Raw genomic sequence first — 22,286 nt, 5'->3', positions numbered from 1 at the left:
CGGTCGGTGGTAACATGCGCGCAAACGTCCATGAAGATCCTCGTCGTGGAAGACGAAAAGCGGTTGGCGTCGGCTCTTACTCGCATCCTCACCGATGCTGGGCATGTGGTTTCGTGGGCGGCGCATGGCATCGAGGCGTACGAGATGGCACGGGCCGAATCGTTCGATTTGATGTTGCTGGACGTGATGCTTCCGGGCAAGAGCGGATTTCAGATCGTCTCGGACCTAAGGTCCCAACGCGTCAATCTGCCCGTGCTGATGCTGAGCGCGATGGGAGAGGTCGAGCATCGCATCAAGGGGTTGAAGCTTGGCGCGGACGACTACCTGCCAAAGCCATTCAATAACGCAGAGCTTTTGGCCCGAATCGAGGCTTTGTACCGGCGCGACAAAATTCAAAAGGGATCGTTACTGACCGTCGGTGATCTCTCGATAGACCGGACAACGCGCACTGTGGATCGAGCTGGGCAGGTCATCGCTTTAACGCCGCGCGAGTACGACTTGCTCGAAGCGTTAGCAGTCAACGAAGGTCGCACACTGACGCGAGATGTGATCACTTCGCGGATTTGGGGAAATGACCTGGGTTCGTCGAACATTGTCGACGCCTTCATCCGAAAGCTGAGGCAGAAGGTTGACGCAGGGTTCGAGAAGCCTCTCATCCATACGGTCGTGGGCTATGGTTACGTGATGCGAGTGGATGATGACCTCTGACCGAAGCCGCCTGCATTCGGTGCGGGTTCGCCTTTTGGCGACATCGATGCTCGTCATCATGGCGCTTCTGCTAGCGTTCGGGATCGTCGCCGACCAACTCTTCCGTCACGCCCTGCTCAGTAATATCGAGAATGACCTGAAGCGGCGCGGAGCCCATTTTGCTTCGTCGGTTCTGCCGCCCGATGGTCGCGGGCCGGGCAATTCCTCATCACCAAGACAATCCAACGATAAGGGACCCTCTTTCGACGGCCCGCCACCCGATGACGGTGGACCATTCGCTAGCGATGGTCCGCCCAATGGAGGGCCACCAGGCAAGAACGGTTCTTCAGGCAACAGCGGGCCTCCCGATCAGATGCTGACCTCCCACTCGAAGTCCAACGAGGAGTGGGCCGCACCGATCAACTTCGCCGTTGCCTCGTTCGAAGAGCACAAGAATGACGTTTACGATCCCATCGGCTTTGAGATGGCGGCCAAAGGGAAACCGGGATTCACAACCGTCTTGCGCAACGGCGAGCCCGTCCGAGTCTATAGCGCACCGACCTACAGGCAGGGGAAGATCAACGAGGTTGTGCAGGTTGCCGCGCCCATCGGCTCGGCTCTGGCGGCCTTGCAGAACCTCCGATGGCTCTTGATCGTGGTGGGCATTCCGGTTGGCATCCTCCTTGGTGGGCTTGCGACCCTGGTGTTAGTCTCGAAATTCCTTCAGCCGCTTGGTCAACTTAACCAAGACGCGGTTCGCATCGAAGGGATGGGCTTTGGCGAGCGTCTGGCGGTCTTGGGTCGAGACGAATTTGCCTCGTTGGCGGAGACATTGAACCGGATGCTGGGACGATTGGAGTCGCTTTATCGCCAGCAGACCGACACGGCCGACGCGCTACGGCGCACCGTGGAGCAGCAGCGCCGCTTTACCGCCGACGCCTCGCACGAACTGAAGACCCCACTGACGATCGTGAAGGCCAACACGGGAATTATGCTCGGCGATAACCTCTCCGACGACCACCGAACCCTAGTGAGCGATATCGACTTTGCCGCCGATCAAATGACCTCCATCGTTCGCGATCTGCTGCTTCTTGCGCGGGCCGATGCCGGAAAACTCAATGAAGCGCCCGCATCTTTTGATCTGTGCGAGGCGGTGACCGAAGCGATCCGGTCGGTCCCGAACGCAAAGGATCGAGTGGAACTGAACGTGCCCCAATCTCCCATTTTCGCCAACGGACAAGCCGAGCAGATTGGGCGCGTTGTGATCAATCTTGTTGGTAACGCCCTCGTGCATTCGGAGAGCAAAACGCCCGTTGAAGTTTTCGTTCGAGAAGATCGCGAAACTGTCGTGATCGAAGTCGTTGATCGAGGGAAGGGCATCGCCGCAAGCCATCTGCCCCACTTGTTCGAACGGTTCTATCGCATCGATGAATCGAGAAGCTCGGAGACCGGCGGCAGCGGACTGGGACTGGCGATTTGCGAGGCAATCGTCCGTGCTCACCACGGCGCAATCGGAGTCGAAAGCGAAGTGGGCAGAGGAACCCGGATCAAGGTCACTCTACCCAAGGGTTAGGCCGGTTCGAGGGCGCTGCGGTGCGACCGCTCAAAAAGATTGGCGGCCACCGCGACGACCAGGAGTGAAACTAGAACCCACGTCGCATGAGCCGCAGCGCGCTCGACAACCGGACTCACCGGATTCGACCAACCAAAGGCTCTCTCTCCGAACCACGTCGCGGATGCAATCGCCGTTGCCGTCGCACCAACGCCGCGGAAGAAACGGTAGAACCGGGTCCGAGCCAAGAGAATGACAATCGGCATCGCAAGGCCAATCACGAAGAGCTGGAACGTCTCGATCCCCAAGTTGAAGCTGAAGATGCTCGTTACGAGCGTCAGGGCGTCGAATCCAAACCCGTTCAACGTGGCCGCAAACGCTAGCCCATGCACAAGGCCGAAACCGCCGGCAACGAACATTTCTCGCCCTCGAAAAACGGGCACGAACGCGTGGATCGCCGAAACAAAGATGGACAACGCAATGGCGGCCTCAATCGGAGCTTCGGGCACGCGGACCCACTGCAGCGCGCCAAAAAGAAGCGTGATCGAGTGGCCGACGGTGAACGCAGAAACGACTTTGACGATCTTTCGAATCGCGACTTTGGCACCCACGAACTCACCCCATTTCTTTGTTCCCAGGGCCAGCGGCGCAGGAAGCAGAAGCGCAAGTAGAAAGAGTAAGTGATCGGTGCCTTCGGCGATATGCCTCATGCCGAGTCGGAACGTCGCCGCAAAGCCCCGAAACCAACTCCCACCAGAGCGGTCGATTTCGATTGACCTCGTTCGGTCCCACATGGTGGCCAGCACAACCGGTTTGTCGGAAATTAGCCCATTGCGCCAATCGCCGACAACCGATATGATCGCCTCATGAGTGATGAGGTGGTGGAAGATGACGTCGTAGTTGAACGTCAATCGATCGACGGGTTGCCCCTTAGGCGGGATCATCGACAGATCGACTCGCACGTCGGGGAAAGTGTCGGGGACCGGAGTCACAGAATGCACGACCACCGACCACGGCTCGCCGTCCGGTGCGACCGGGCAAATATGGTCAGCGACATAGCTCTTGAGTTCCAGACCATATTCGCTGACCGTGTGCTCGGCGTCGTCGGGAAGGGGTTTATCCCATCCCAACTTCAGTTCGACAACCGGAAGCAGAAGTTCGGCGTCAATGCGGTCGTTGCGAAACTTCAGCATGACGGCCGTCTTCGGCATGGGGTGGCTCCATGCCAGCGTTGCCGCCAGCATGAAGCCAAGGACGGCGAGGAGCCGTCCCAGCGGTTTAGAACCCGAAGTCCGCATTGTAATCCGTCACCCGATCTCTCCACACGGTGTGGAAGTGAATGCCCGAGAACACGACGCCGTTTTGGCAGACGAACTCGATCCAGACATGAGGTCCGTCGATCCGAACATAGTCTCCCTGGCTGTTGAAGGTCGTCGTGCCCGAATAGGCTACGTAGGTGGATGCCAACTCCGACTCATACAGCGACTGGTACGTCGAGGCCTCGGCGCTGGTATCGACCCACGCCGCGATGGCCGTCTTAAGCAGAGTCTGCTGAGTGCTCGTCAGGCTCGAGGCGAGAATGCCACGTCCGCTGGTGCCGGTCGGGAAGTTCGAGCGAGCGTCTTTTCCGGGGCCGAGGTAGACGTCCGAGAAACTGCTGGTGAGCTTCGCCGAGGTCAACTGCGTGGATGTCAGCGAATTGACGAGGTTATACATTCCATTTCGCTGGGCGAGAAGAGGAGTGTAGGACGTTGAGTTGTAGGTGAAGGTCTGAGGCTCGACACCAAGGAAGTACGGGGTCGTGGTATCTAGTGTGTTGCCGGTGTAGTAGTAGTTATGGGCGTTGTGGTGACCACCAATCTGCAGCAGCCAGTTCCCACTCGTCGAAGGGGTCCCGACAAATGCCACGTACTGGTAGTCGCCGCTGTAGCCACTTCGCGAAGCACCGAGGTAGTTGTCCGAAGCTCGGATTTGCGTCCACTGATCGTAGCCGTTCGTGCCGATAGCCGCCTGGACGAGGTTGATGAACGCCGTCTTTTGCGCGGTAGTCAGCGACGAATACGAAACGCCGTTCCGTAAGGTATTGGTGCCGTCGGAGGCAGGGGTGGCCGGAAGGTTTGACCACTTAGCCGCGTTCGTGGCCGAGGCAGACACGACAACCGCCGCTTGCTGGGTCGAACTCAGCGAACTGATGTAGGCATTGGCGAGGTCAACGATGGTCGTTCCACTTGACGTGACCGTGGCGGTCACCGACGCAGACTTGCCCGATTCAGAGTCGGTTACGGTGATGGTCGATGTGCCTGCTGCGACGCCGGTCACGACGCCGCCAGCGGCTACGGTTGCCACCGACGTATTGGATGAAGTCCAAGTCATCGTCGAATCCGACGTGATGACCGTCGCGCCGGAAGAATCCTTCGCGCTCAGAGTCAGAGTCGCCGAACTGCCGGCAGCCACGCTTGGCGAGGTTGGGCTGAGCGACAAAGTCGAAATCGTGGACGCCATCGTGAGGGTGACAGAGGTCGTCGAGTCGGCCGTGATCGTCACCGATTGGCTCGCACTCGCCTGGGCCGTTCCAGAACCGTCGGTAGATGGAAACGCTTTGGCCGTTAGGGTCAGGGACGTTGCCGGAAGGCTCGAAAAGCTGACCGTGCTTTGGTTGCCGCTCGACGGGCGTGCCACGGTTTGGCTGGCGACGGTCGTCGAGCCGTTGAGGAACGCCACCGTGATGCTATTGGCTGCAACCGGAATCAACCGGCTTTGGTCGGGCCAAGTGATCGAGAGGCTCGCTGCTCCCGATGCCTTCGAGCCCCCTCCGCAGGAGCAGAGCTGTAGGGTGAGGAGCAGGGCCACGAATACGCCAAACAAGATTCGAACGAGGGGATTGTGTTTCATGGTGGTTCCTTACTTAACGGTGACCGTCGCGCCCCCAGTCGAGGTGACCGCGACCGAAGCCGAAGCCGACTTGCCAGACTCGGAATCCGTCACGGAGATGGTCGCCGAGCCTCCGGCCACCGCAGTCACGACGCCGGACGAAGAGACGGTAGCGACCGACGTGTCGGACGAGGTCCACGTCATGGTCGAATCCGAAGTGATGACCGTAGCGCCCGAAGAGTCCTTGGCCGAGAGAGTCAGAGTTCCGGTGTTGCCAGCAGAAAGCGAGAGTGATGTCGGTGAAACCGATAGGGTCGAGATCGTCGACGCCATCGTCAGGGTGGCCGACGTCGTCGAACCGGATACGATGGTGATAGCCTGGCTCGCGCTGGCCTGAGCCGTGCCCGTGCCATCTGTTGTGGGATAGGCCTTGGCAGTTAACGTCAAGGAAGTCGCGGGTAAGCCGGTGAAACTCAATGTGGATTGGTTTCCGCTCGAAGGCCGAGCCACAGTTTGGCTGGCGACCGTCGTCGATCCGTTAAGAAACGCTACGGTGATGCTATTGGCGGCGACCGGAATCAAACGGCTTTGGTCGGGCCAGGTAATCGAAAGCGTCGCCGCACCAATGGCCGAGGCCTGCGACGACGTTCCACCGCAACCCGCCACGAAGGAGGCAACGGCAAGCAGATAGGAGAGTTTGATGGGGGATTTCATGGGGTTCATTTGACGGTGATGGAGGCATCACCGGAGGTCGTGACCGTGAGGGTAACGGTCTGGCTGGTGGTTGATCCCGCCGCGTTCGAGACGACGACGTAGTAGCTCCCTTCGTCGGAAGACGACGCGTTCGAGATCGAGTACGAGGACGCGGTGGCGCCCGAGACGAGCGCGCTGCCCTTGTACCACTGGTAAGTGAGGCTAGAGCCCGATGCAACGACGGTGAAGGTCGCCGTACTGCCTTCGACCACGGTCGTCGAAGAGGGCTGGGTTGTGATGGTGGGGCCGAGGGCTGCCGCTCCGCCGCCGCATCCCACGAGGACGAGGAACAGGGCGAGAGCTGACCGACGACGATGCAAGATGCTTTGCATAGCCATCAGAGTAGGTTTTCGAAATGAAAAAGTCGTGAACGCGTTTTTCGAGCCTGATTTTGCCGGGCAGAGGCTTCTTTGGGGGACAGCTAGTAGATTCGACTGCGAGTTTCCCTCGGGATATGGAAAAGGGAAAATACTTCGACAAATCGATGAGTGATTGGCAATGAGGCTAGAGAGGTTTTGGTATTCGAGTAACGACGGCTGGTCAGTCGCCGAATTTCCGGCGATCGACTCAGATCAGACGGTCGTTTTCGTCTTCTTTTCGCCTGAATTGGCCAACTCGGAAAACATCTTTGCCGAGCTACGTCACGCCTACCCTACTTCTCAGATCGTCGGCTGTTCGACGTCGGGCGAAATCCACAATGAACGCCTGACGGATCAAAGTCTTTCGGTTGCCGCTATTCGCTTCGATCAAACTCAGGTTCGCACGGCCTTCGCCTCGATTTCCGACGCCAAGGATTCGCTTCTGTGTGGCGAACGGTTGTCGGCTACCCTCAACGCTCCTGACATTAGGGGGGTTCTCGTGTTCTCCGATGGGCTCCACGTTAACGGCAGCGCTTTGGTTCAGGGACTGACGAGTGGGTTACCGGTAGGAACATCCGTCACCGGCGGATTAGCCGGAGATGGCGACCGGTTCCAGAAGACCTGGTCGATGATCGACGGAAAGCCGGTCGAGAACGGCGTGGTCGCGGTCGGACTTTACGGCGATGCGGTGCATATCGGACGGTCGTCGCGGGGCGGATGGGACATTTTTGGGATCGAGCGGCAGATCACCCGATCCAAGGACAACGTCCTCTTCGAACTAGATGGCAAGCCGGCGTTGACGTTGTACAGGGAGTACCTCGGCGAGTTTGCCAAGAATCTCCCAGCCGCAGGCCTGCTGTTTCCGCTCTCGATTCGTTCGGGCAACGGATACGAAGACGGCCTGGTGCGTACGATCCTCGCCATCGACGAAGACGAAATGTCGCTGACCTTTGCGGGCGATGTGCCAGAGGGCGCGTTTGCTCAGTTGATGCGGGCCAACCCTGAGCGACTCATCGATGGCGCTGGACTGGCCAGCCAAGCAGCTTTGCCCGACCAACCGGAAGGGCCGGTGCTTTCCATTGCAGTCAGTTGCGTCGGACGCCGACTCGTACTTGCCGAACGAACCGAGGAAGAGGTGGAGGCATCCTTTCTTGAGCTACCCGAAGGATCGGCACAGGTCGGCTTCTACTCGTACGGCGAAATTGGCGCAAGCCCGGGCGGTTCGGCCAACGTGCTACACAACCAGACCTTTACCGTCACCCACGTTTGGGAGGACGCGGCTTGAACTTTATTGACGCCGACATCCATCCAATTCTGACCCGTCAGATTCGACGATTCGGGCTGGAAAACCAGGCTGAGAACCTGGAGGACCGCTGGAAGTCGTTTCTGAAAGCGGTTAACGGCGCCTATTTTCAGGCCGACCAGGACCGCTATTTGCTGGAACGATCGCTCACCGTTTCTTCGACGGAGATGCAAGACCTGCACAACACGCGAACTCGCGAGCGGGACCAGCTTCACGTCATTCTTCAGTCGTTGGGCGACGGTCTGTGCGTGCTCGACGATCAGGGGCGACTTTTGCTCATGAACCCGGCGGCAGAACGGCTGCTGGGCTGGACCAGCGAGGAACTCGCCGATGGCGAAGTGCTGAAGAAGCTTCAGACCGGTCGTGACATTGTGTCGTTCCAAGAGATCATTCGCACCGGGCAGACGGTTCGCGAGGAGGATGGATGCTTCCATTGCCGGGACGGGCGGATGCTTCCTGTTTCCTACGTAGTCAATCCGGTCATTTGGGACGGCATTCCTCACGGCGCAGTGGTGGTTTTTCGTGATATTTCTGAGCGGCGGAAGCTGGAAGAGCAGCTTCGGCACCAAGCCTTCCACGACCCTCTCACCGGCCTTGCCAACCGCGCGCTGTTCCACGATCGCGTTTGCCACGCCCTTGCTCGATCTGATCGCGAAAAGAAGCCGATCGCGATTCTTTTCATCGACCTCGACAACTTTAAGAATATCAACGATAGCCTAGGCCACGAGGCGGGCGACACGTTGCTAAAGACGGTGGCCGAGAGGCTGACCGCCTCGGTACGGAAAGTTGATACGGTGGCGCGCCTCGGTGGTGACGAATTTGCCATTTTGATCGAGAACTGCCCGAGTACCGAGGAAGTCATGGTTCTGGGCGAAACCATGCTGGATCGACTGTTGGCCAAGGTGCCAATTGGTAAGAACGGCGCGTTCGTCGGGGCAAGCATCGGCGTCGCGATCTCAGACGCAACCATCACCTCATTTGACGACCTCGTGCGAAATGCCGACGCAGCCATGTATGCGGCCAAGAGCCAGGGCAAAGGATGCGTCGAACTCTATGACTCGGATATGGGTTCCGACACGCACGCTCGGATGGAATTGGAAGCGGATTTGGCGCGTGCTCTCGGGGCGGGTCAGCTTATTCTGCATTACCACCCAACTATCTCGGCACAGGATGGGTCGGTGCATGGCATCGAGGCACTTTTGCGATGGAATCACCCGCAACTCGGCCTTATTCCGCCGCTGGAATTCATTCCTTTGGCCGAAGAGTCAGGGTTGATCTTCCCTATCGGTCTCTGGGTGCTTCATCAGGCGTGTCGTCAGGGTCGCTGGTGGCAGGACAACATTCCGGGTGCCCAAGACCTCAAGACGTGCGTAAACCTATCGGCGCTTCAGCTTCGGAGCAATACCTTCATTGAGGAGGTGGCGACGGTGTTGATCAAGACCGGTTTCCCGGCAGACTCTCTTGTGCTGGAGATCACGGAAACCATGATGCTGACCGGCGGAAAGATTTTGGCTAGCCGCCTCGAAGGTCTTCGTGGACTCGGCGTTCAGCTTGCAATCGACGATTTTGGAACCGGCTACTCTTCCCTCGGCTACCTGCAGGACCTGCCGGTCGATATTCTCAAGATCGACAAGTCATTCATCCAGGGTGTCGCACCCGAAGGGGACAGCCCGGTTTTGGAGATGATTGTTGGGTTGGCCCACAAGTTGAACCTGAGAACCATCGCCGAAGGGGTCGAGTCGGCCAGCCAGTTCGAATCCTTGCGGAAGGCAGGGTGCGAATTTGCACAGGGTTACTACTTCGGCCGACCGATGACGTCGGAAGCGATGACGACTTTCCTCTCTCAACCTAAGGCTCGTCAGATCGCCTAATGATCGAAGGTAGACGGTCCCGTTTGGCGAGAGAAGAATTGTATAAGAATCCGACCCTTTTCTAATAGGGAGATATTTGTTACAATGATGCGCAATGGCCATCTCGTGCGACGTGGCGATTATTGGTGGGGGTCCAGCGGCAAGTACCCTCGGCACACTTCTTCGGAAGTATGATCCTAATCTCTCGATAGCGCTGTTTGAGCGTGAGGTGTTTCCGCGCGACCACATCGGCGAAAGCCAACTCCCTCACCTAATGCCTGTTCTGGACGAAATGGGTGTTTGGGACAAGGTCGAAGCCGCGGATTTTCCGGTGAAGATCGGTGGGTTGTACCGCTGGGGAAGTTCCAAGGACCTTTGGGCGCTCGACTTCTTGAAGGTCGATAGCTTCCAAGACATTCCCCGCCCGGCTCAATACACCGGCCAACGCGCCCAAACCGCTTTCCAGGTTGATCGGTCCAAGTACGACAAAATCCTGCTCGATCACGCCCGGGAGGCCGGATGTCAGGTTTACGAAGGAGTCCGCGTCGTCAATATTCTCCACGAAGGCGATCGGATCAACGGGCTCGAATTGGTGGAAGGGTCGGATGACCGGCGGACACCACTAAACGGCGAGAGCCTCGTGCAAGCCAAGTGGTATGTGGATGCCTCGGGGAATTCGGGACTTCTGCGCCGAAAAATGGGAGTCGAAATCGACGCACCGACCGAGCTCCGCAATATCGCCGCGTGGGACTACTGGCAGAACACTGAATGGGCCACACGCATTGGAATCGGCGGTACGCAGATTTTGGTCCTCAGCCTAGATTGGGGTTGGATTTGGTTCATTCCTCTCGGTCCGACGCGGACTTCGATCGGCTTGGTCATGCCAGCCGAATATCAGAAGAAGAGCGGCAAGACCCCGGAAGAGCTGTACATGGAGGCCCTGACCTCCGAACCAACGGTATCGAAACTGGTGGCCAACGCGTCTCGCGAGGGCAAGTTTGAAACCACCAAGGACTGGAGCTTTGTTTCTGAGCGTTTGTACGGCGAAAACTGGTTCCTAGCCGGCGATGCGGCTGGCTTTGCCGACCCGATCCTCTCGGCGGGATTGACCCTCGCGCAGACCGGAGCCCGAAACCTCGCCTACACTATTTTGGAGATCGAGCGCGGCGAACTTGACGCGAATTGGCTCAAGCAATCCTACAGCGACGTCCAGTCGCGACGAATCCGCGATCATATCCGCTTTGCCGATTATTGGTACTCGATGAACGGCCACTTCACTGAGTTGAAGGAGTACTGCGCCGTAATTGCCGACTCGGCCGGAATTCAGCTTCGGCCGGAAGACGCCTTCGTGTGGATGGGCTCAGGCGGTTTTGCGGGCGATAGCCTCGGCGTGCCGGGGACCGGGACCTTCACCATCTCGGCCGTCAAGTACAACATTCGCTCGATGACGGGAAGCTACCCCAAGTGGGAAGTCGAGAAGTATAACTCGTTCCGACTGAACACCGAGGGAGCCGAGAAGATTATTCTCGCGACCTACCAAGAGGGACGTGTTTATAAGATTCCGTGTCTCAAGCGCGGCTCGCTGGTCTTGCCCGATATGCTCTCCTACGGTGCCATGTATGCGGCTCTCCAGGTCGAGTCCGATCTTGAGCTTCTGCTTGAGCGCTACGCCTTTGAGGCGGTCAAGCGAGGTCTGCGGCTCGACCCTGAAGGGACGGTCCGGCGAGGGATCGAAGTGCTGGAAGCCATGCTCGGCGAAGGCTGGGTGGTCGGCGAAGTGAAGCCGGAGGGCCGTTTCCTCGGCATGGCTTCGACCTACCCCGAGCAATTTGTCCATATGGGATGGATCCAGCAGGGGGTCGGCCTCCAGTCGATCGACCCGCGACAGGGCGGACGGGTGATCCTCAACTGGAACGAGTACCGAAAGCTCCAATCGATCGACTATCAGTTGGCTTGAAACCCCAAAAATTGCCCCGGCGAACCGGGGCCAAAATAGGGTTTGGGATACTATTTTTGCGTTTTGAAACTACGTGGTAGGGCGTCGGCGAAGACGCTGAAATCCCCAAAGCGCGACACCGAGGCCCAGGAACGATGAAGGCTCTGGCGCCGGATCTTCGCCCGTTCCGTCGTCATCACCACTCGACGAGAGGGCTCGGGAAATGAACACTCCGCTGTCGTAGATGTTGTCGCCAGCGTCGCCAATCACGAATGTTAGCGTGTGAACTCCCGGATCGACAGTGAATGTGGTCTTCAGAACAGGAGTAAAGCCGTCGTATTGAAGCTCGCTAATGCCTGATGCCGTGCCGTTGCAATGACTGTAGTTGCCCAACACGTCGAATTCACCCCACCCTTGCGGGCGATTGTCAACACGAAAGAATTGGTTGTTGACGGTGATCGGATTGTTGTTAAGATCTCGAGATAGGGTGATTGGATTCGAGTCGATGAACGTAAGGAAGGTGTCGTTGTAATCCGAATTCACCCACTCGAAGTACTCTTCCGATCCAAACGAGAAATCGAAGGAAAGACTCTGACGCGAATCGCTTGAGAATGTGATGCTCAATTTGGCGACATCGTTCAGGACGGCGTTGGTCCCGTTTCCGTCGTAGTTGACGAACGTTTCGCTGCCACCACCGTTGTCGATTCCGGCAAAGTCTTGATCATTCGGACCTTTGGCAATCTGAGCATCGCCCGTGGTTAAGAGGATTCCCGACGATATATAGGAGAGGGGTGCAAACGACAGATTTCGGTAGGTTCCCGCTGCCACATCGGAACCCGTATAGGCCGACCCCATAATCGTCACCCCGCCTGCGACGTTGGAAAATAACTTGTCGGCAAGGTCGCTCGGTGAGTTAGTGGTCGTGATGTCGATGGCGAGCGCATATGCCGAAAACGAGAGAAGCGGGACGGTGGCCAGCGCTCGATAAAGCAGTTTCATTTTGTCCTCAATTGCGTTCGTTGGTTCGAACGACCTCACGTTATCAAAGCCAAGATGAGAGGAAAATGAGACGCCACTTTAGTGTCATAGAATCTCTCTACACTGGTTCAGCGACTTCTCATTTGGCTCTCATCGGTGCCTCATAAACTATGGAAGATGAAGATTCTCGTCGTCGAAGATGAGGCGCCAGCCATCGCGTTTCTTCAACGTGGTCTGCGCGAAGAAGGCTATGCGGTCGATGTCGCCCGTAGCGGTCACGAGGCTGACGGCCTCATCCACGCCTACGACTATGATCTCGTCCTCCTGGACGTGATGGTGCCTGGCATCGACGGGTTCGAGTTATGTCGCCAGTGGAGAACAAGCGGGAACGCTACACCCATCATCTTTCTGACCGCGCGGGACGATACGGCCGACCGGATCAACGGGCTCAACCTCGGCGGGGACGACTACCTGACCAAACCCTACGATTTTGAGGAACTCCTCGCCCGTATTCGAGCCATTCTGCGCCGGAGCCTCACTCAGACCGGGAATTCTCTCCTTCGTTTCGGCGATCTAGAAATCGACCTGCGCTCGCATCGAGTCTATCGGGAAGGGCAAGAAGTCGTGTTGACTGCGCGAGAGTATCAACTCCTCGAATACTTTGCCCTCCATTCAGGCGAACTCATCACACGCTCTCGGCTTTGGGATCACGTCTGGGAGTCGGGACAAGAGCCTGATTCCAACGTGATCGAAGTTTACGTTCGCTACCTCCGTGACAAGCTGGGCCGCAATCCAGACTATCTGCGAACCATCCGCGGATCGGGCTACATCTTTGGAGCGTGATGAATATTGGCTAACCTGCACCGTCGAATCACGATCACGTTTGGTGCTGTAACCGCCGGAATTATGGTGGTCTCCGGGATCGCCGTTTTCGCCGTTTTCAAAGCCACGGAGTCGGCCAGACTAGACAATTCGCTCCTTCAGCTTGCACGCACCGAAATTGGATCTGCCACGGATACCGACCGTATTCACGTCCACGAGCCGGTGCCGCAAGCTCTTTCGATCAAGGGCGTACCTGGATACGAAAAGTTTGTCTGGATCGTTGACCAACAAGATCGGATTGTCGCTAAGACCTCCAATGTTCGTATCGACCAGATTCCTTCGCTCGCAAAAGTTTATGAAGACGATGCCTGGAAGGGCGCACCGCTCATGAGGGACATTCAGTTAGATGGGCGTCCGATACGGGCTGTGTTCTATCCTTTTCACGGTCCAGGAGGGGTCGCGGCTGTCGGCGTGGTCGGCGTACCGTCCAACATCTTGGCCGAAGGGCTCTCTCGAATCGGTTTGATCATCTTTTCGATGACTATTCTGGGAACCATGGTCGCGATCGGTGTAGCATCGGCGGTCGGACGTTCGATCGCGCAGCCCCTCGTTCGGCTCGCCGAACAAGCGGAGTTAGCCGATCCGACGAAATACGACCACGAAGAAGAGCTTAGGGCTCCCTATCGCGAAGTCAAAGGAGTCGCTAAGTCCTTCAACTCGCTGCTGAAAAAAACATCAGAGCTACTGGCCGAGCGTCAGACGATCATCGATGGACAGCGGCAATTCCTGGCCGACGCCTCTCACGAGTTGCGAACTCCGATCTCGAATACCCTGGGAACGATCGATGTCACCCTTCGATACGAGCGCGAGGCTAAAGACTATGTAAATGCCCTGGAGGTTTCGCGAGGCGAAGTCAAACGAATGGGATCTCTCGTCGATGACTTGTTGCTACTGGCTCGTTCCGACTTGAGCGTGCTGACCATGGACAAAAAGCCCGTTGATATTGGAGCTATCGTTTGCGACGCCATCCATGCCATTCCCGCCTCGCAAATTGGAGCCCTTCAGGTACAAACCTCTCTCGCCGAGCAGCTTGTGATCAATCTGGACCCTCTGCGCATTCGCCAGGTCGTCGACAACCTCTTGCAAAACTCGCTCAGCCACGCAAACTCCCGGATCACCGTGAAGGTATGGCAAGAATCCGATTCGGCCATCCTGGAAATTGCGAATGATGGGCCTCCGCTCTCACCGACCGAAGCCGAGGCCATCTTTGAGCGGTTTCGGCGCCTCGATTCGGCGCGAGCCCGCCATACCGGCGGGTCGGGTCTTGGCTTGGCGATCGCCAAAGCAATCGTTGAGCAACATCACGGCACCATCACGGCGGCTTCGGACGAAGAATGGACCACGTTCCGAGTCGTCATTCCCACCAAGTAGGCTAGGTTTAACTTCGCCGTAAGGGTGGCGTGACTACTCGGGCTTTCGCCAAAGTTCGCGAGACACCATTTGCTCGGTCCGTGCTAGGAAAATCAAGATTCTCCTGACAATCGCAAAGTGGAATGGTTAGGATTTTGTCATGGAGCCAGACGACCCAGACTTGGAGTATCTCCGAAAGTTGGATCGCTTTTTCAGCGGCGAGGAGGAGACGACGTTAGGTCGCGAGCTAAGCTTGCGCGGACTTGCGCCAAAGCCATCGTCCGAGGTTGCCGATGCCGATCTCCATCGCGCTCTGACCGACTTGATTTGGTCCTTGGAGGAGCTGCGAGTCTTCGTTGAGGACGTCGACCATTTGACGGATCGCGAGTTATACGACGCTCTGCTAGAGTATTGCGGCGAGCCGACCGTTTGCTTTGCCGGTGATGTGAATGCCGGGACGCATTGGTCTGCAATTGGCGCGTTTTCGGAGGATGATATCCAAATATGGCTCCGATACTACGCTGACGATGAATCTCGCGCGAGACACTTGGCGGATTTCCCTGATGACCCTATGCCGCCGAGCGAATTGCCGCCTTATCCTCGCCCATGGATTCCGGTTCGGACATATCCTGCTCCAGAGGCGGACGAAGACCACGACGCCTAGCCGCTATTTGATTTCGGGCCAAGACCAGGCGGTCGATTCACTGAGCGGCTTCATCGTCGGATTTTTCAATCGAATCTTGCCCCCACTCAAGTGAGTGGGATACTTCAATTCGGCATAGATAACCGGCGCGTCCTCGTCTTTCGGAATTTGGCCAATTGCCGAGACTAGTAATTTTCCCCCACTAAACTTGGCCCCTAAAACATCGAACGCGAACTTGTCGGCGTTCTTCACATGCTTCTTGGCGTAGGCCGCCATGTCCTTGTTGATCGTCGGCAGGAGGTTGAATTGAAGGCGCTTGGACGGAGAGAAAATCGCCAAGGCTCTCGGCTCCCATTTTCCCGCTTGCATCGCCACACCCATGGATTCCTTCTGGGAATAAGCAACGAATATTCCGCCGTGATTTTGGCCCGGGAATCCGTTGAACGAGTTCAGCGTCAAGACCGGCTTGTGGGTTTTCAAGTCCACTAGGGTGTTAATTGCGGCGTACTCGTCATCCTTTTGATGGGGGTCATGGGCGTATCCAATGGCCCACCTTTTGGACGGCGAAGTCGTGTGTTCGAATACACCAGGCTTAAGCTGGGCTACCGTGCAGATGAGGGCCAAAAACGTTGAAACGATCCTAGTTACCTTCCTTATCCAATCCAGCAGCGGCCCCTCGGAAGCTCCGCTCGACCATGTCGTTCGGGTCGGTGGAGACCGGTCCGTCGCGCCATAGCCAACGCATCATGTCGGGGAAGATTTGCCCGCCGAACGCTTGGCCATGGTTGTTCATGCCCCACGTATAGTTCAGGTCGTACCCCTTCTCCGTCAGCGCGTCCTTCATGCGGTTGTTCTGCAAGAACCAATCCCAGCGAGGATCGTATTTGCCGTTGCGGACCCCGCGGAGGTCGTTCCGACCGTCGCAGAGGAACACGCGAATCGGCTTCTTCTTGCTCTTGCGGATGATATCGGGATAGGCGTCGCCACCGCGAATGTTGGTGAAGCTTCCCACAATGCTAAGGACTTTGCGGAAGGCGTTCGGTCGTTCCCACGCCACCGTGAAGGCGGCAATCGCGCCCGAGCTTGAGCCGCCGATTCCGCGCATATTCGGGTCGTCGGAGATGTTGTAATCCTTCTTTAGCTGAGGAATCAGCCCATCGACGATGTCGCGCGCGTACTTGTCGTCGAGCGCGTTGTACTCGACACCCCGGTTGGTGAATCCGTCTCCCCAGCCGTTTTCGGGTGATGGTTCCTTTTGCTCAGGCGTTCGTCCAGGGTTGATGAACACGCCGATCATGACGGGAATTTCACGTCGATAGATGAGGTTGTCGAACACCGTTTGGGCTCGAATCTGTCCGTTTTCCTGCTTCATTGCTTGACCATCCTGAAGCACCATCAGCGCGGTCGGAACCTTGGGGTCGTATTGTGCGGGCACGTACACCCAATACGTCTTCTGCGTTCCCGGGTAGCCGAGGCTCTGGACCACGAATGGGCCACGTACTTCGCCTTTCGGAACCCCATCGTGAACCAGCGCGTCGGGATTAGGTCGATACTGCGAATCCGGGTTGGGTTTCTGCTGATAGTAGGAAATCGAAAGAGCCGCCGTGGCCGACAGCGCCCCCGTGACGATGTAGGGAAGAAAACGCTTCATTGCACTGTTTTCACCTTACCTAGTTCGTACAGTTTGTCATTCTTCGGAAGACCACTATCCGCGCCAAGCCAACAGTTACCAAACAACGTCCAGAATCTGTAAGGCAACGGTCTCACGATGAAATCTTCCTTCCTGCATACACACTCTAGGGAGATCATGCCAAAGACCCTGTAATTCAAAGCTCAGCACCTGCCCAACCTACAAACAACATACTCAGGTAGGAGCAACAAAAAAAAAGGCAACGAACTCCAACACCGAACAGAGATACCAAATACAAGCAGCAAATCGCCCAACGACATACAAACCTAAGCGCTCCGGTGACTACCCAGACTCGGCGAAATACAGAGAATGCCACTAGAGCCAACCTTAGATGCTTTACCTTAACATAGACCACTTCAATAGACCCGAACAAATATTAAGGCAATAACGCGACCATAGCCTGCGTCGCGACACCTATCAACGGTAAAAACCAAATTTCGAGTCGTCGCAAATTCGCTGCATTAAGTGCATAATAGTATCGTGCAACTTAATTCCACAGTTCAAGAAGGACAAATATTCAATCAGGGCGATTCCGTACGCCTGAACAATATTTCATATAAAGTCATTGAATATATAAACCGAGGTGGGTCAGGAGAAGTCTACAAAGTCACGCATAACGAGCAGAGTTATGCCTTGAAAATATTCTTTCCCTTCTACCAGGCAAAATTGTTTACAACGATAGCCGACGAAGCGGTAAACGAAACTATACCTTTTCAACTTCGAGAATTTGAAATTCTATCAAGCCTGCATCATAAAAACATCGTCGCAGTTCGAGAAAAGGGAGAAATCGATCTCACCCAAAAGCAGAAGAAGAAAATTCAAGCTTCAGCTATATCGAAGTTGCCCGCACTGGTTACTGATTTCGTTGAAGGACTGCCAATCAATGAATATTTCGCACAAAATAAGCTGGGCGACGAAGACTGCGCAAATATTCTAGTCTCTATCGCTGAGGCGCTTCAATATATGCATAACGTGCGCAAACGGATGCACCTAGATATCAAAGCAGCCAACCTACTAATAAGATCATCTGACAGTCAGCCCATTCTTGTGGACTTCGGCCTTAGCAAGAATTTCGACTTTGAAGAAGTTGATAAAAACGAAATGACAAGATTGCTTGGCGATTGGGATTTATTTCCAAAGTCCATATCCACAAATCATAGACTCAAGCACATCAAAGAAGTAGGCGGGACCCGTGAAGAGCTTTTTCAGGCCATCTTCCCTGGTCTCGATCTTTACCAATTTGGAAAATTATTAGCCGAACTTGCCCCCACGCTAAAGAAGACATTTCGTATACGCGAAAACAATTACATTGGTGAGCTAATACATACATTAACAGATTGGAAGTTGGTCAGCAAATTATCGACCACTTCCCTTCTGCCGAGGATTGAGAGGCTCAGGCCAAATCACTTTACAACATTTGGCATTCAAGAACTCATAAGCCCCTCTGCAGCCGAGAAGACTATAATGCTACCTACCGGCATTGCGGTGCCAGTTACCGAAAATCTCAAACGGGGCATTGAATGCAGGAGTTTTCGACGTCTAAATTACGTTAATCAACTCTGCTTGCTTCCGTATATTTATCCAGGGGCGGACTATAAACGGTCAGTTCATGTCCTGTACGCATATGAGCTTGGAAGGCAGCTTGTAGAGCAGCTCTACTCTTGTCCGACATTTCGTCTACATTTCGATGGCAGATCAACAGAGCAGCTACTAGCGTGTATTTTGTTTCACGATATCAATCATTTTCCGTTTCTTCATATTTTTCAGGAAAGTGGGATTCAACAACTTAAGGGTCTAGACGTCTTGGAGCTTTTCTGCGATGGGCAGGCGACTGGAGAGATGGCAGCAAAGTCGGCGTCGGTGAATATGATCCTTGACGATCTAGGATTGGATTCAAAGAGGTTCGAGCAGATCGTTTTCGGAAAGCATTACGAACAATGCGCCGAGCACGATGCGGTGGATCAGATTATTAATTCAATTGTCAATTCAGGAGTCGATATCGATAAATTGTCCTATCTTAAATTGGACTCATTGTTTACGGGTGTTGCCTATGGAAATGGCATTGATGTTGTTGCACTTCTAAAAGCTGCGTCAATCGAGCGAATCAACCAAGGTCGACTGCATCTCGCTTTTGATGAAAGAGCGTTACAAGCCGTGGAAAGTGTGATATTTACGAGATATTGGCTTTTCCGTTCCGTGTATTGGCATCATACAAACCGGGCACTTATGGCCATGGTTCTCAGCGTAGTAAAGGACCTTTACTCGGATGGCAGGCGCTCTTTCCACGAATACTTAACTGATACGATGTGGAGAAGTGACTACGAAGCTATTCGATATCTAGACCAAAAATATATGACACATTTTGGAAAACCGTCAGTACTTTCAGGATTGATCGAAGATCGAAACCACCTTTACCAAAGACTTTATACAATACATCCTTCTGCGGGAGAGGAGAGAGATTTTGAAATTTACGAAAAATGTCGAAACTTAAGCGACTCAGGTGAGAAGGAGGTACGAGAGAAACTTTTGCACTTAATACTTTGTATTGCTAATATTAAGGAACATGAAAGTTTTGGAGTTGATGACATTTTATTGGATGTCCCGAGGAGGGAAAACGATTTTGGGGGAAAGGCATATATTCGGGTAGATCGTGGCGAGGCGGTTGAGGTAGAGTATCTCTCGGAAACGATCCGTCACTTACAAGAAGGCTATGAGTTGCTGTCAAAGCGCGTTCGCTTTTTCGTTAGCCCGAGAGTAGGAAAGGCACTTGGGCCGTCGTTTAGAATTGAGCATCGAAATGATATTGGTGACGGCATTTTGCAGATTTTAAAGGGCACCGATTTGAACACGCAAGTTAAGTGACGCGATGCTCAGCAAACATGTGTGCGCTTTGCCATCATATCTTGAGCTTCCCTTTTCTTTGAGACTCGGTCCAGAGGTAGGTCGAGAGTTTGGCTTCGATGGTAGTCCTTTAGCTTCGTTGGCGATTTAGACAGATAATACGTTGATCCAGGGCGTTTTACCTGGCCATTTGCTCCTGCCGCTGCGTTCAGTTTTCCTTCTGCTAAGACGTTTTGTGGCATTCCAGTTGCAGAAGGGAATGCATGGCTATTTTTGACCATGCGGACGGCACTAACTGACCTGAAGACCTTTCTTATCGCTTCATTCGACAACGAATATTCCCAAATATCCACCATTAAGAACCTAGGACTCCGTTGATATTTTCAAAATCGCTGTGCTAGCATCCGAAGTTCTCATGATTCTTTCACGGGTTTTTTCGCGCGTGGGGTTTGGCCTCGGCTTGCTACTCCTTGCAGGATCGTCGATGGCGGCTCCGGCCCTCTTTTCGGATATCGCTTCGGCCGCTCGGCTCCAGGAAATCGCTCAGCTTCTGGCGGCAAAGCAAGGCACTCCGGCTCTCCTCACCGAGGCCCTTCAGATTTGCGGTTTCACCATCCGAAAAGAAGACCATACGCTGGTCGCCAAGCCGATCGGGACCGACAATGATCTGCATCTGGCGGTCACGGATTACGAGATTCGCGGATTCATCGATTTATATAATCGAGGTCAGGGAATGACCCTGGGCAACTTCGTTGCGTCCATGGACTACCAGTTGAAACAGGGTGGCTACAATGACAGCTGTGGTACGGACATAAAGTCCTTCTTGATTTATGACCCTGTAGCTCGTCAAGAAGTATTGAAGCCGGGCGACCCGAACCCCAACCGCTATATGAATCAGGCGGTCTCGGGATTTTTGACCGATCTCGCCCAAAACCACGAGAACTTCGACGATATGAATTTTGGCGACAGCGCCAAGTTAGACCCGATTCAGTCGCTTATCCTTACTCGCATTGTCACACAAGAGATTGCGACGGCGATCAAAAAGAGCTCTCCTGCGGGTCTGAATCTATTCGCCTCGAATTATTCTCCTTATGCTGACGATGCCGGTTGGGCGGAAGACGGTTGGGTGGGAGGCATCACCGGTCTCATCAACAAGCTGGTGGAATCCAAGATTGGCGAAAAGCTAGCCAAGCCGATGGACAAGGCCAACTCGATCTCGTCCATCTCCAAGTTTATTCTCACGTATACCTTCCTCAAAACTGAGTTGAAAGTCGAAGGCGAGAACAATCTTTTGGTCCGGACCAAAGACACCTCGGCCGGCGAGAAAAAGACCTTGACTGCGAGAATCTTCATTGATGGTTCAAAGGTCACCGATTGGATGAAGGAGAACCGGGCGACGGTTGCGATGGCGGGGTTGGACGTGGATATGCCGAAATCCGGCGGACTTGCTGGAATCGAAACATCCTGGGAGATTAGCGGCGACGGTAAGTATTACGACTTTAACAATCACAAGGTCCAGTGGGCTTCGGGACAGGGAGACATGAGCAAGGTCAAGACCGACTCGAACGGTGTCGCTAAGGGCATTTTGGAAGGCACGGCCCAGCAGAAAGCCCTCGATCCCAAGACGGTGAAGGCTTATGAGAAATCTATCTCAGTCAAGGTCACCCCTCAGGCGAAAGCAACCGACATGAAGCAAGACGTTATCGACGCGGTGACGGGCGCAATCGGCATTAGCGGCGGAACGTCTGGTTGGATTTCGCCGGTTATGGAAACCCTTTACCGGATGAAGTGGTTTGGAAGCGAAACCGTCAATGTGCGAGTCCGAGATTGGAAGCAAGCTCAGTCGATTGGCCACATCACGGTGACCGTTAAGGGCGATGGCAACTTCTTTAGTCGCGATCGAAACCTCGCTCAGCATATCGACCGGGTCCTCGACGTTACGGACATGGTGATGGACATCAATGATCCGGTGGGTGAGGTTCCGCAGCAGGTTCTTGACGGCATCAAAAACCTGCCTGAGGCCCAGCGCAAGCAAATGGAGGCGCTTCTCAAGCAGCAGCAGGCGCTCGGTGGTGATCGGTACTTCCAGTTGAAGGGACCGGGCCACGTTCGTTATACAGTTCGGGATAGTGGCACGAGCTATATTGACAACTCTGACTGTCTTGTCGATCGATTCCAGATTCATGAAACCGATGCAGGTAACAATGAATTCGATTTCCCAAGCAGTACGCCGGAGGGCAAGTACTTCAACATGGTCATCAAAAAGCTCAAGGGTGAAAATGAGAACGGAATTTTTGTTGTCAACGCAATCCTGAATGCCACTCACACCGAGCAAAGGACGAAGGGCAAGCCCTCGAAGCCAGGTCAGATTCCAGTAGAGCTATTGGACAACTGTCATATTGACAAGAGCTACATGGATTCTGGTCTTAAGATCACTCTGAAACCAGGCGCACAATTACCTGGCGAAGAAGGAACCGGTTTTTATGGCGTAACAACCATTCCTTTCAAATTTGGAGAGCAAGACCAATTCTCAGGAAAAATAACGATCAGCATCGCGATTCAGAATAAAGTGGACAAGCCAAAATAGGTTC

17 protein-coding genes are annotated in these 22,286 nt (G+C 54.8%); 10 read left to right on the top strand and 7 right to left on the bottom strand.

The features are described 5' to 3' along the window. The first annotated feature begins 30 nt into the window (after window positions 1-30). Together GC165_02240 and GC165_02235 are read left to right on the top strand one after the other, a co-directional pair. Window positions 31-708 carry a response regulator gene (locus GC165_02240; GenBank protein MBI1331678.1) on the top strand — a complete coding sequence of 226 codons (678 nt, stop codon included), beginning with the start codon at window positions 31-33 and terminating at the stop codon, window positions 706-708. Continuing rightward, a complete protein-coding gene (locus tag GC165_02235; GenBank protein ID MBI1331677.1) occupies window positions 695-2,260 on the top strand; it encodes a HAMP domain-containing protein in 1,566 nt (521 codons plus the stop codon). The genes GC165_02240 and GC165_02235 overlap by 14 nt, the downstream gene beginning before the upstream one ends. Here GC165_02235 and GC165_02230 read toward each other — a convergent pair. The 4 genes from GC165_02230 to GC165_02215 are packed head-to-tail and all read right to left on the bottom strand — an operon-like array spanning window position 2,257 to window position 6,201. Next, complete coding sequence (locus GC165_02230; protein ID MBI1331676.1) at window positions 2,257-3,537, bottom strand: HupE/UreJ family protein; 1,281 nt, start codon at window positions 3,535-3,537, stop codon at window positions 2,257-2,259. The two genes, GC165_02235 and GC165_02230, sit on opposite strands and share 4 nt — an antisense overlap. Further along, window positions 3,518-5,131: a DUF3500 domain-containing protein gene (locus GC165_02225; protein MBI1331675.1), complete on the bottom strand. Its 1,614-nt coding sequence runs from the start codon at window positions 5,129-5,131 to the stop codon at window positions 3,518-3,520. The genes GC165_02230 and GC165_02225 overlap by 20 nt, the downstream gene beginning before the upstream one ends. Window positions 5,132-5,140: 9 nt before the next feature. Then, on the bottom strand, window positions 5,141-5,833 hold the full coding sequence (locus GC165_02220) for a hypothetical protein (protein MBI1331674.1): 693 nt from the start codon (window positions 5,831-5,833) through the stop codon (window positions 5,141-5,143). Continuing rightward, on the bottom strand, window positions 5,830-6,201 hold the full coding sequence (locus GC165_02215; GenBank protein MBI1331673.1) for a hypothetical protein: 372 nt from the start codon (window positions 6,199-6,201) through the stop codon (window positions 5,830-5,832). The genes GC165_02220 and GC165_02215 overlap by 4 nt, the downstream gene beginning before the upstream one ends. A gap of 160 nt (window positions 6,202-6,361) precedes the next feature. Here GC165_02215 and GC165_02210 point away from each other — a divergent pair, with 160 nt between their 5' ends. The 3 genes from GC165_02210 to GC165_02200 all read left to right on the top strand — a co-directional run bounded on the left by GC165_02210 (window position 6,362) and on the right by GC165_02200 (window position 11,332). Beyond that, window positions 6,362-7,507: a hypothetical protein gene (locus GC165_02210; protein ID MBI1331672.1), complete on the top strand. Its 1,146-nt coding sequence runs from the start codon at window positions 6,362-6,364 to the stop codon at window positions 7,505-7,507. Continuing rightward, window positions 7,504-9,396 carry an EAL domain-containing protein gene (locus GC165_02205; protein MBI1331671.1) on the top strand — a complete coding sequence of 631 codons (1,893 nt, stop codon included), beginning with the start codon at window positions 7,504-7,506 and terminating at the stop codon, window positions 9,394-9,396. The genes GC165_02210 and GC165_02205 overlap by 4 nt, the downstream gene beginning before the upstream one ends. Window positions 9,397-9,490: 94 nt before the next feature. After that, on the top strand, window positions 9,491-11,332 hold the full coding sequence (locus tag GC165_02200; GenBank protein MBI1331670.1) for a hypothetical protein: 1,842 nt from the start codon (window positions 9,491-9,493) through the stop codon (window positions 11,330-11,332). 69 nt (window positions 11,333-11,401) lie between these two features. Here GC165_02200 and GC165_02195 read toward each other — a convergent pair whose 3' ends face one another. Then, window positions 11,402-12,310, bottom strand: coding sequence for a PEP-CTERM sorting domain-containing protein (locus tag GC165_02195; GenBank protein MBI1331669.1), 909 nt, complete (start codon window positions 12,308-12,310; stop codon window positions 11,402-11,404). 156 nt (window positions 12,311-12,466) lie between these two features. Here GC165_02195 and GC165_02190 point away from each other — a divergent pair, with 156 nt between their 5' ends. The 3 genes from GC165_02190 (at window position 12,467) to GC165_02180 (ending at window position 15,185) form a co-directional block, all read left to right on the top strand. Beyond that, complete coding sequence (locus tag GC165_02190; GenBank protein MBI1331668.1) at window positions 12,467-13,132, top strand: response regulator; 666 nt, start codon at window positions 12,467-12,469, stop codon at window positions 13,130-13,132. A gap of 6 nt (window positions 13,133-13,138) precedes the next feature. Further along, complete coding sequence (locus GC165_02185) at window positions 13,139-14,542, top strand: GHKL domain-containing protein (GenBank protein ID MBI1331667.1); 1,404 nt, start codon at window positions 13,139-13,141, stop codon at window positions 14,540-14,542. 139 nt (window positions 14,543-14,681) lie between these two features. Further along, on the top strand, window positions 14,682-15,185 hold the full coding sequence (locus GC165_02180) for a hypothetical protein (protein ID MBI1331666.1): 504 nt from the start codon (window positions 14,682-14,684) through the stop codon (window positions 15,183-15,185). 3 nt (window positions 15,186-15,188) lie between these two features. Here the strand turns inward: GC165_02180 and GC165_02175 are convergent, their stop codons facing one another. Continuing rightward, entirely contained in the window at window positions 15,189-15,650 is a 462-nt protein-coding gene (locus GC165_02175) for a hypothetical protein (GenBank protein MBI1331665.1), read from the bottom strand. Between the two features lie 154 nt (window positions 15,651-15,804). After that, window positions 15,805-16,815 carry an esterase family protein gene (locus tag GC165_02170; protein MBI1331664.1) on the bottom strand — a complete coding sequence of 337 codons (1,011 nt, stop codon included), beginning with the start codon at window positions 16,813-16,815 and terminating at the stop codon, window positions 15,805-15,807. A 504-nt stretch (window positions 16,816-17,319) separates the two neighbouring features. On the opposite strand from GC165_02170, the gene GC165_02165 reads away from it, so the two are divergent. Together GC165_02165 and GC165_02160 are read left to right on the top strand one after the other, a co-directional pair. Next, entirely contained in the window at window positions 17,320-19,716 is a 2,397-nt protein-coding gene (locus GC165_02165; protein ID MBI1331663.1) for a protein kinase, read from the top strand. Window positions 19,717-20,110: 394 nt separating this feature from the next. Beyond that, window positions 20,111-22,282 carry a hypothetical protein gene (locus GC165_02160; protein ID MBI1331662.1) on the top strand — a complete coding sequence of 724 codons (2,172 nt, stop codon included), beginning with the start codon at window positions 20,111-20,113 and terminating at the stop codon, window positions 22,280-22,282. The last annotated feature ends 4 nt before the right edge of the window (window positions 22,283-22,286 follow it).

Source organism: Armatimonadota bacterium, from assembly GCA_016125185.1.
Taxonomy (GTDB): Bacteria; Armatimonadota; Fimbriimonadia; order Fimbriimonadales; family Fimbriimonadaceae; genus Fimbriimonas.
This window is presented reverse-complemented; position numbering and strand designations above follow the sequence as displayed.

Bases quoted from the DNA above. Each gene is read 5' to 3' on its own strand.
- GC165_02240 (MBI1331678.1), top strand. From the start codon at position 31: ATGAAGATCCTCGTCGTGGAAGACGAAAAGCGGTTGGCGTCGGCTCTT.
- GC165_02235 (MBI1331677.1), top strand. From the start codon at position 695: ATGATGACCTCTGACCGAAGCCGCCTGCATTCGGTGCGGGTTCGCCTT.
- GC165_02230 (MBI1331676.1), bottom strand. From the start codon at position 3,537: ATGCGGACTTCGGGTTCTAAACCGCTGGGACGGCTCCTCGCCGTCCTT.
- GC165_02225 (MBI1331675.1), bottom strand. From the start codon at position 5,131: ATGAAACACAATCCCCTCGTTCGAATCTTGTTTGGCGTATTCGTGGCC.
- GC165_02220 (MBI1331674.1), bottom strand. From the start codon at position 5,833: ATGAACCCCATGAAATCCCCCATCAAACTCTCCTATCTGCTTGCCGTT.
- GC165_02215 (MBI1331673.1), bottom strand. From the start codon at position 6,201: ATGGCTATGCAAAGCATCTTGCATCGTCGTCGGTCAGCTCTCGCCCTG.
- GC165_02210 (MBI1331672.1), top strand. From the start codon at position 6,362: ATGAGGCTAGAGAGGTTTTGGTATTCGAGTAACGACGGCTGGTCAGTC.
- GC165_02200 (MBI1331670.1), top strand. From the start codon at position 9,491: ATGGCCATCTCGTGCGACGTGGCGATTATTGGTGGGGGTCCAGCGGCA.
- GC165_02195 (MBI1331669.1), bottom strand. From the start codon at position 12,310: ATGAAACTGCTTTATCGAGCGCTGGCCACCGTCCCGCTTCTCTCGTTT.
- GC165_02190 (MBI1331668.1), top strand. From the start codon at position 12,467: ATGAAGATTCTCGTCGTCGAAGATGAGGCGCCAGCCATCGCGTTTCTT.
- GC165_02180 (MBI1331666.1), top strand. From the start codon at position 14,682: ATGGAGCCAGACGACCCAGACTTGGAGTATCTCCGAAAGTTGGATCGC.
- GC165_02170 (MBI1331664.1), bottom strand. From the start codon at position 16,815: ATGAAGCGTTTTCTTCCCTACATCGTCACGGGGGCGCTGTCGGCCACG.
- GC165_02160 (MBI1331662.1), top strand. From the start codon at position 20,111: ATGATTCTTTCACGGGTTTTTTCGCGCGTGGGGTTTGGCCTCGGCTTG.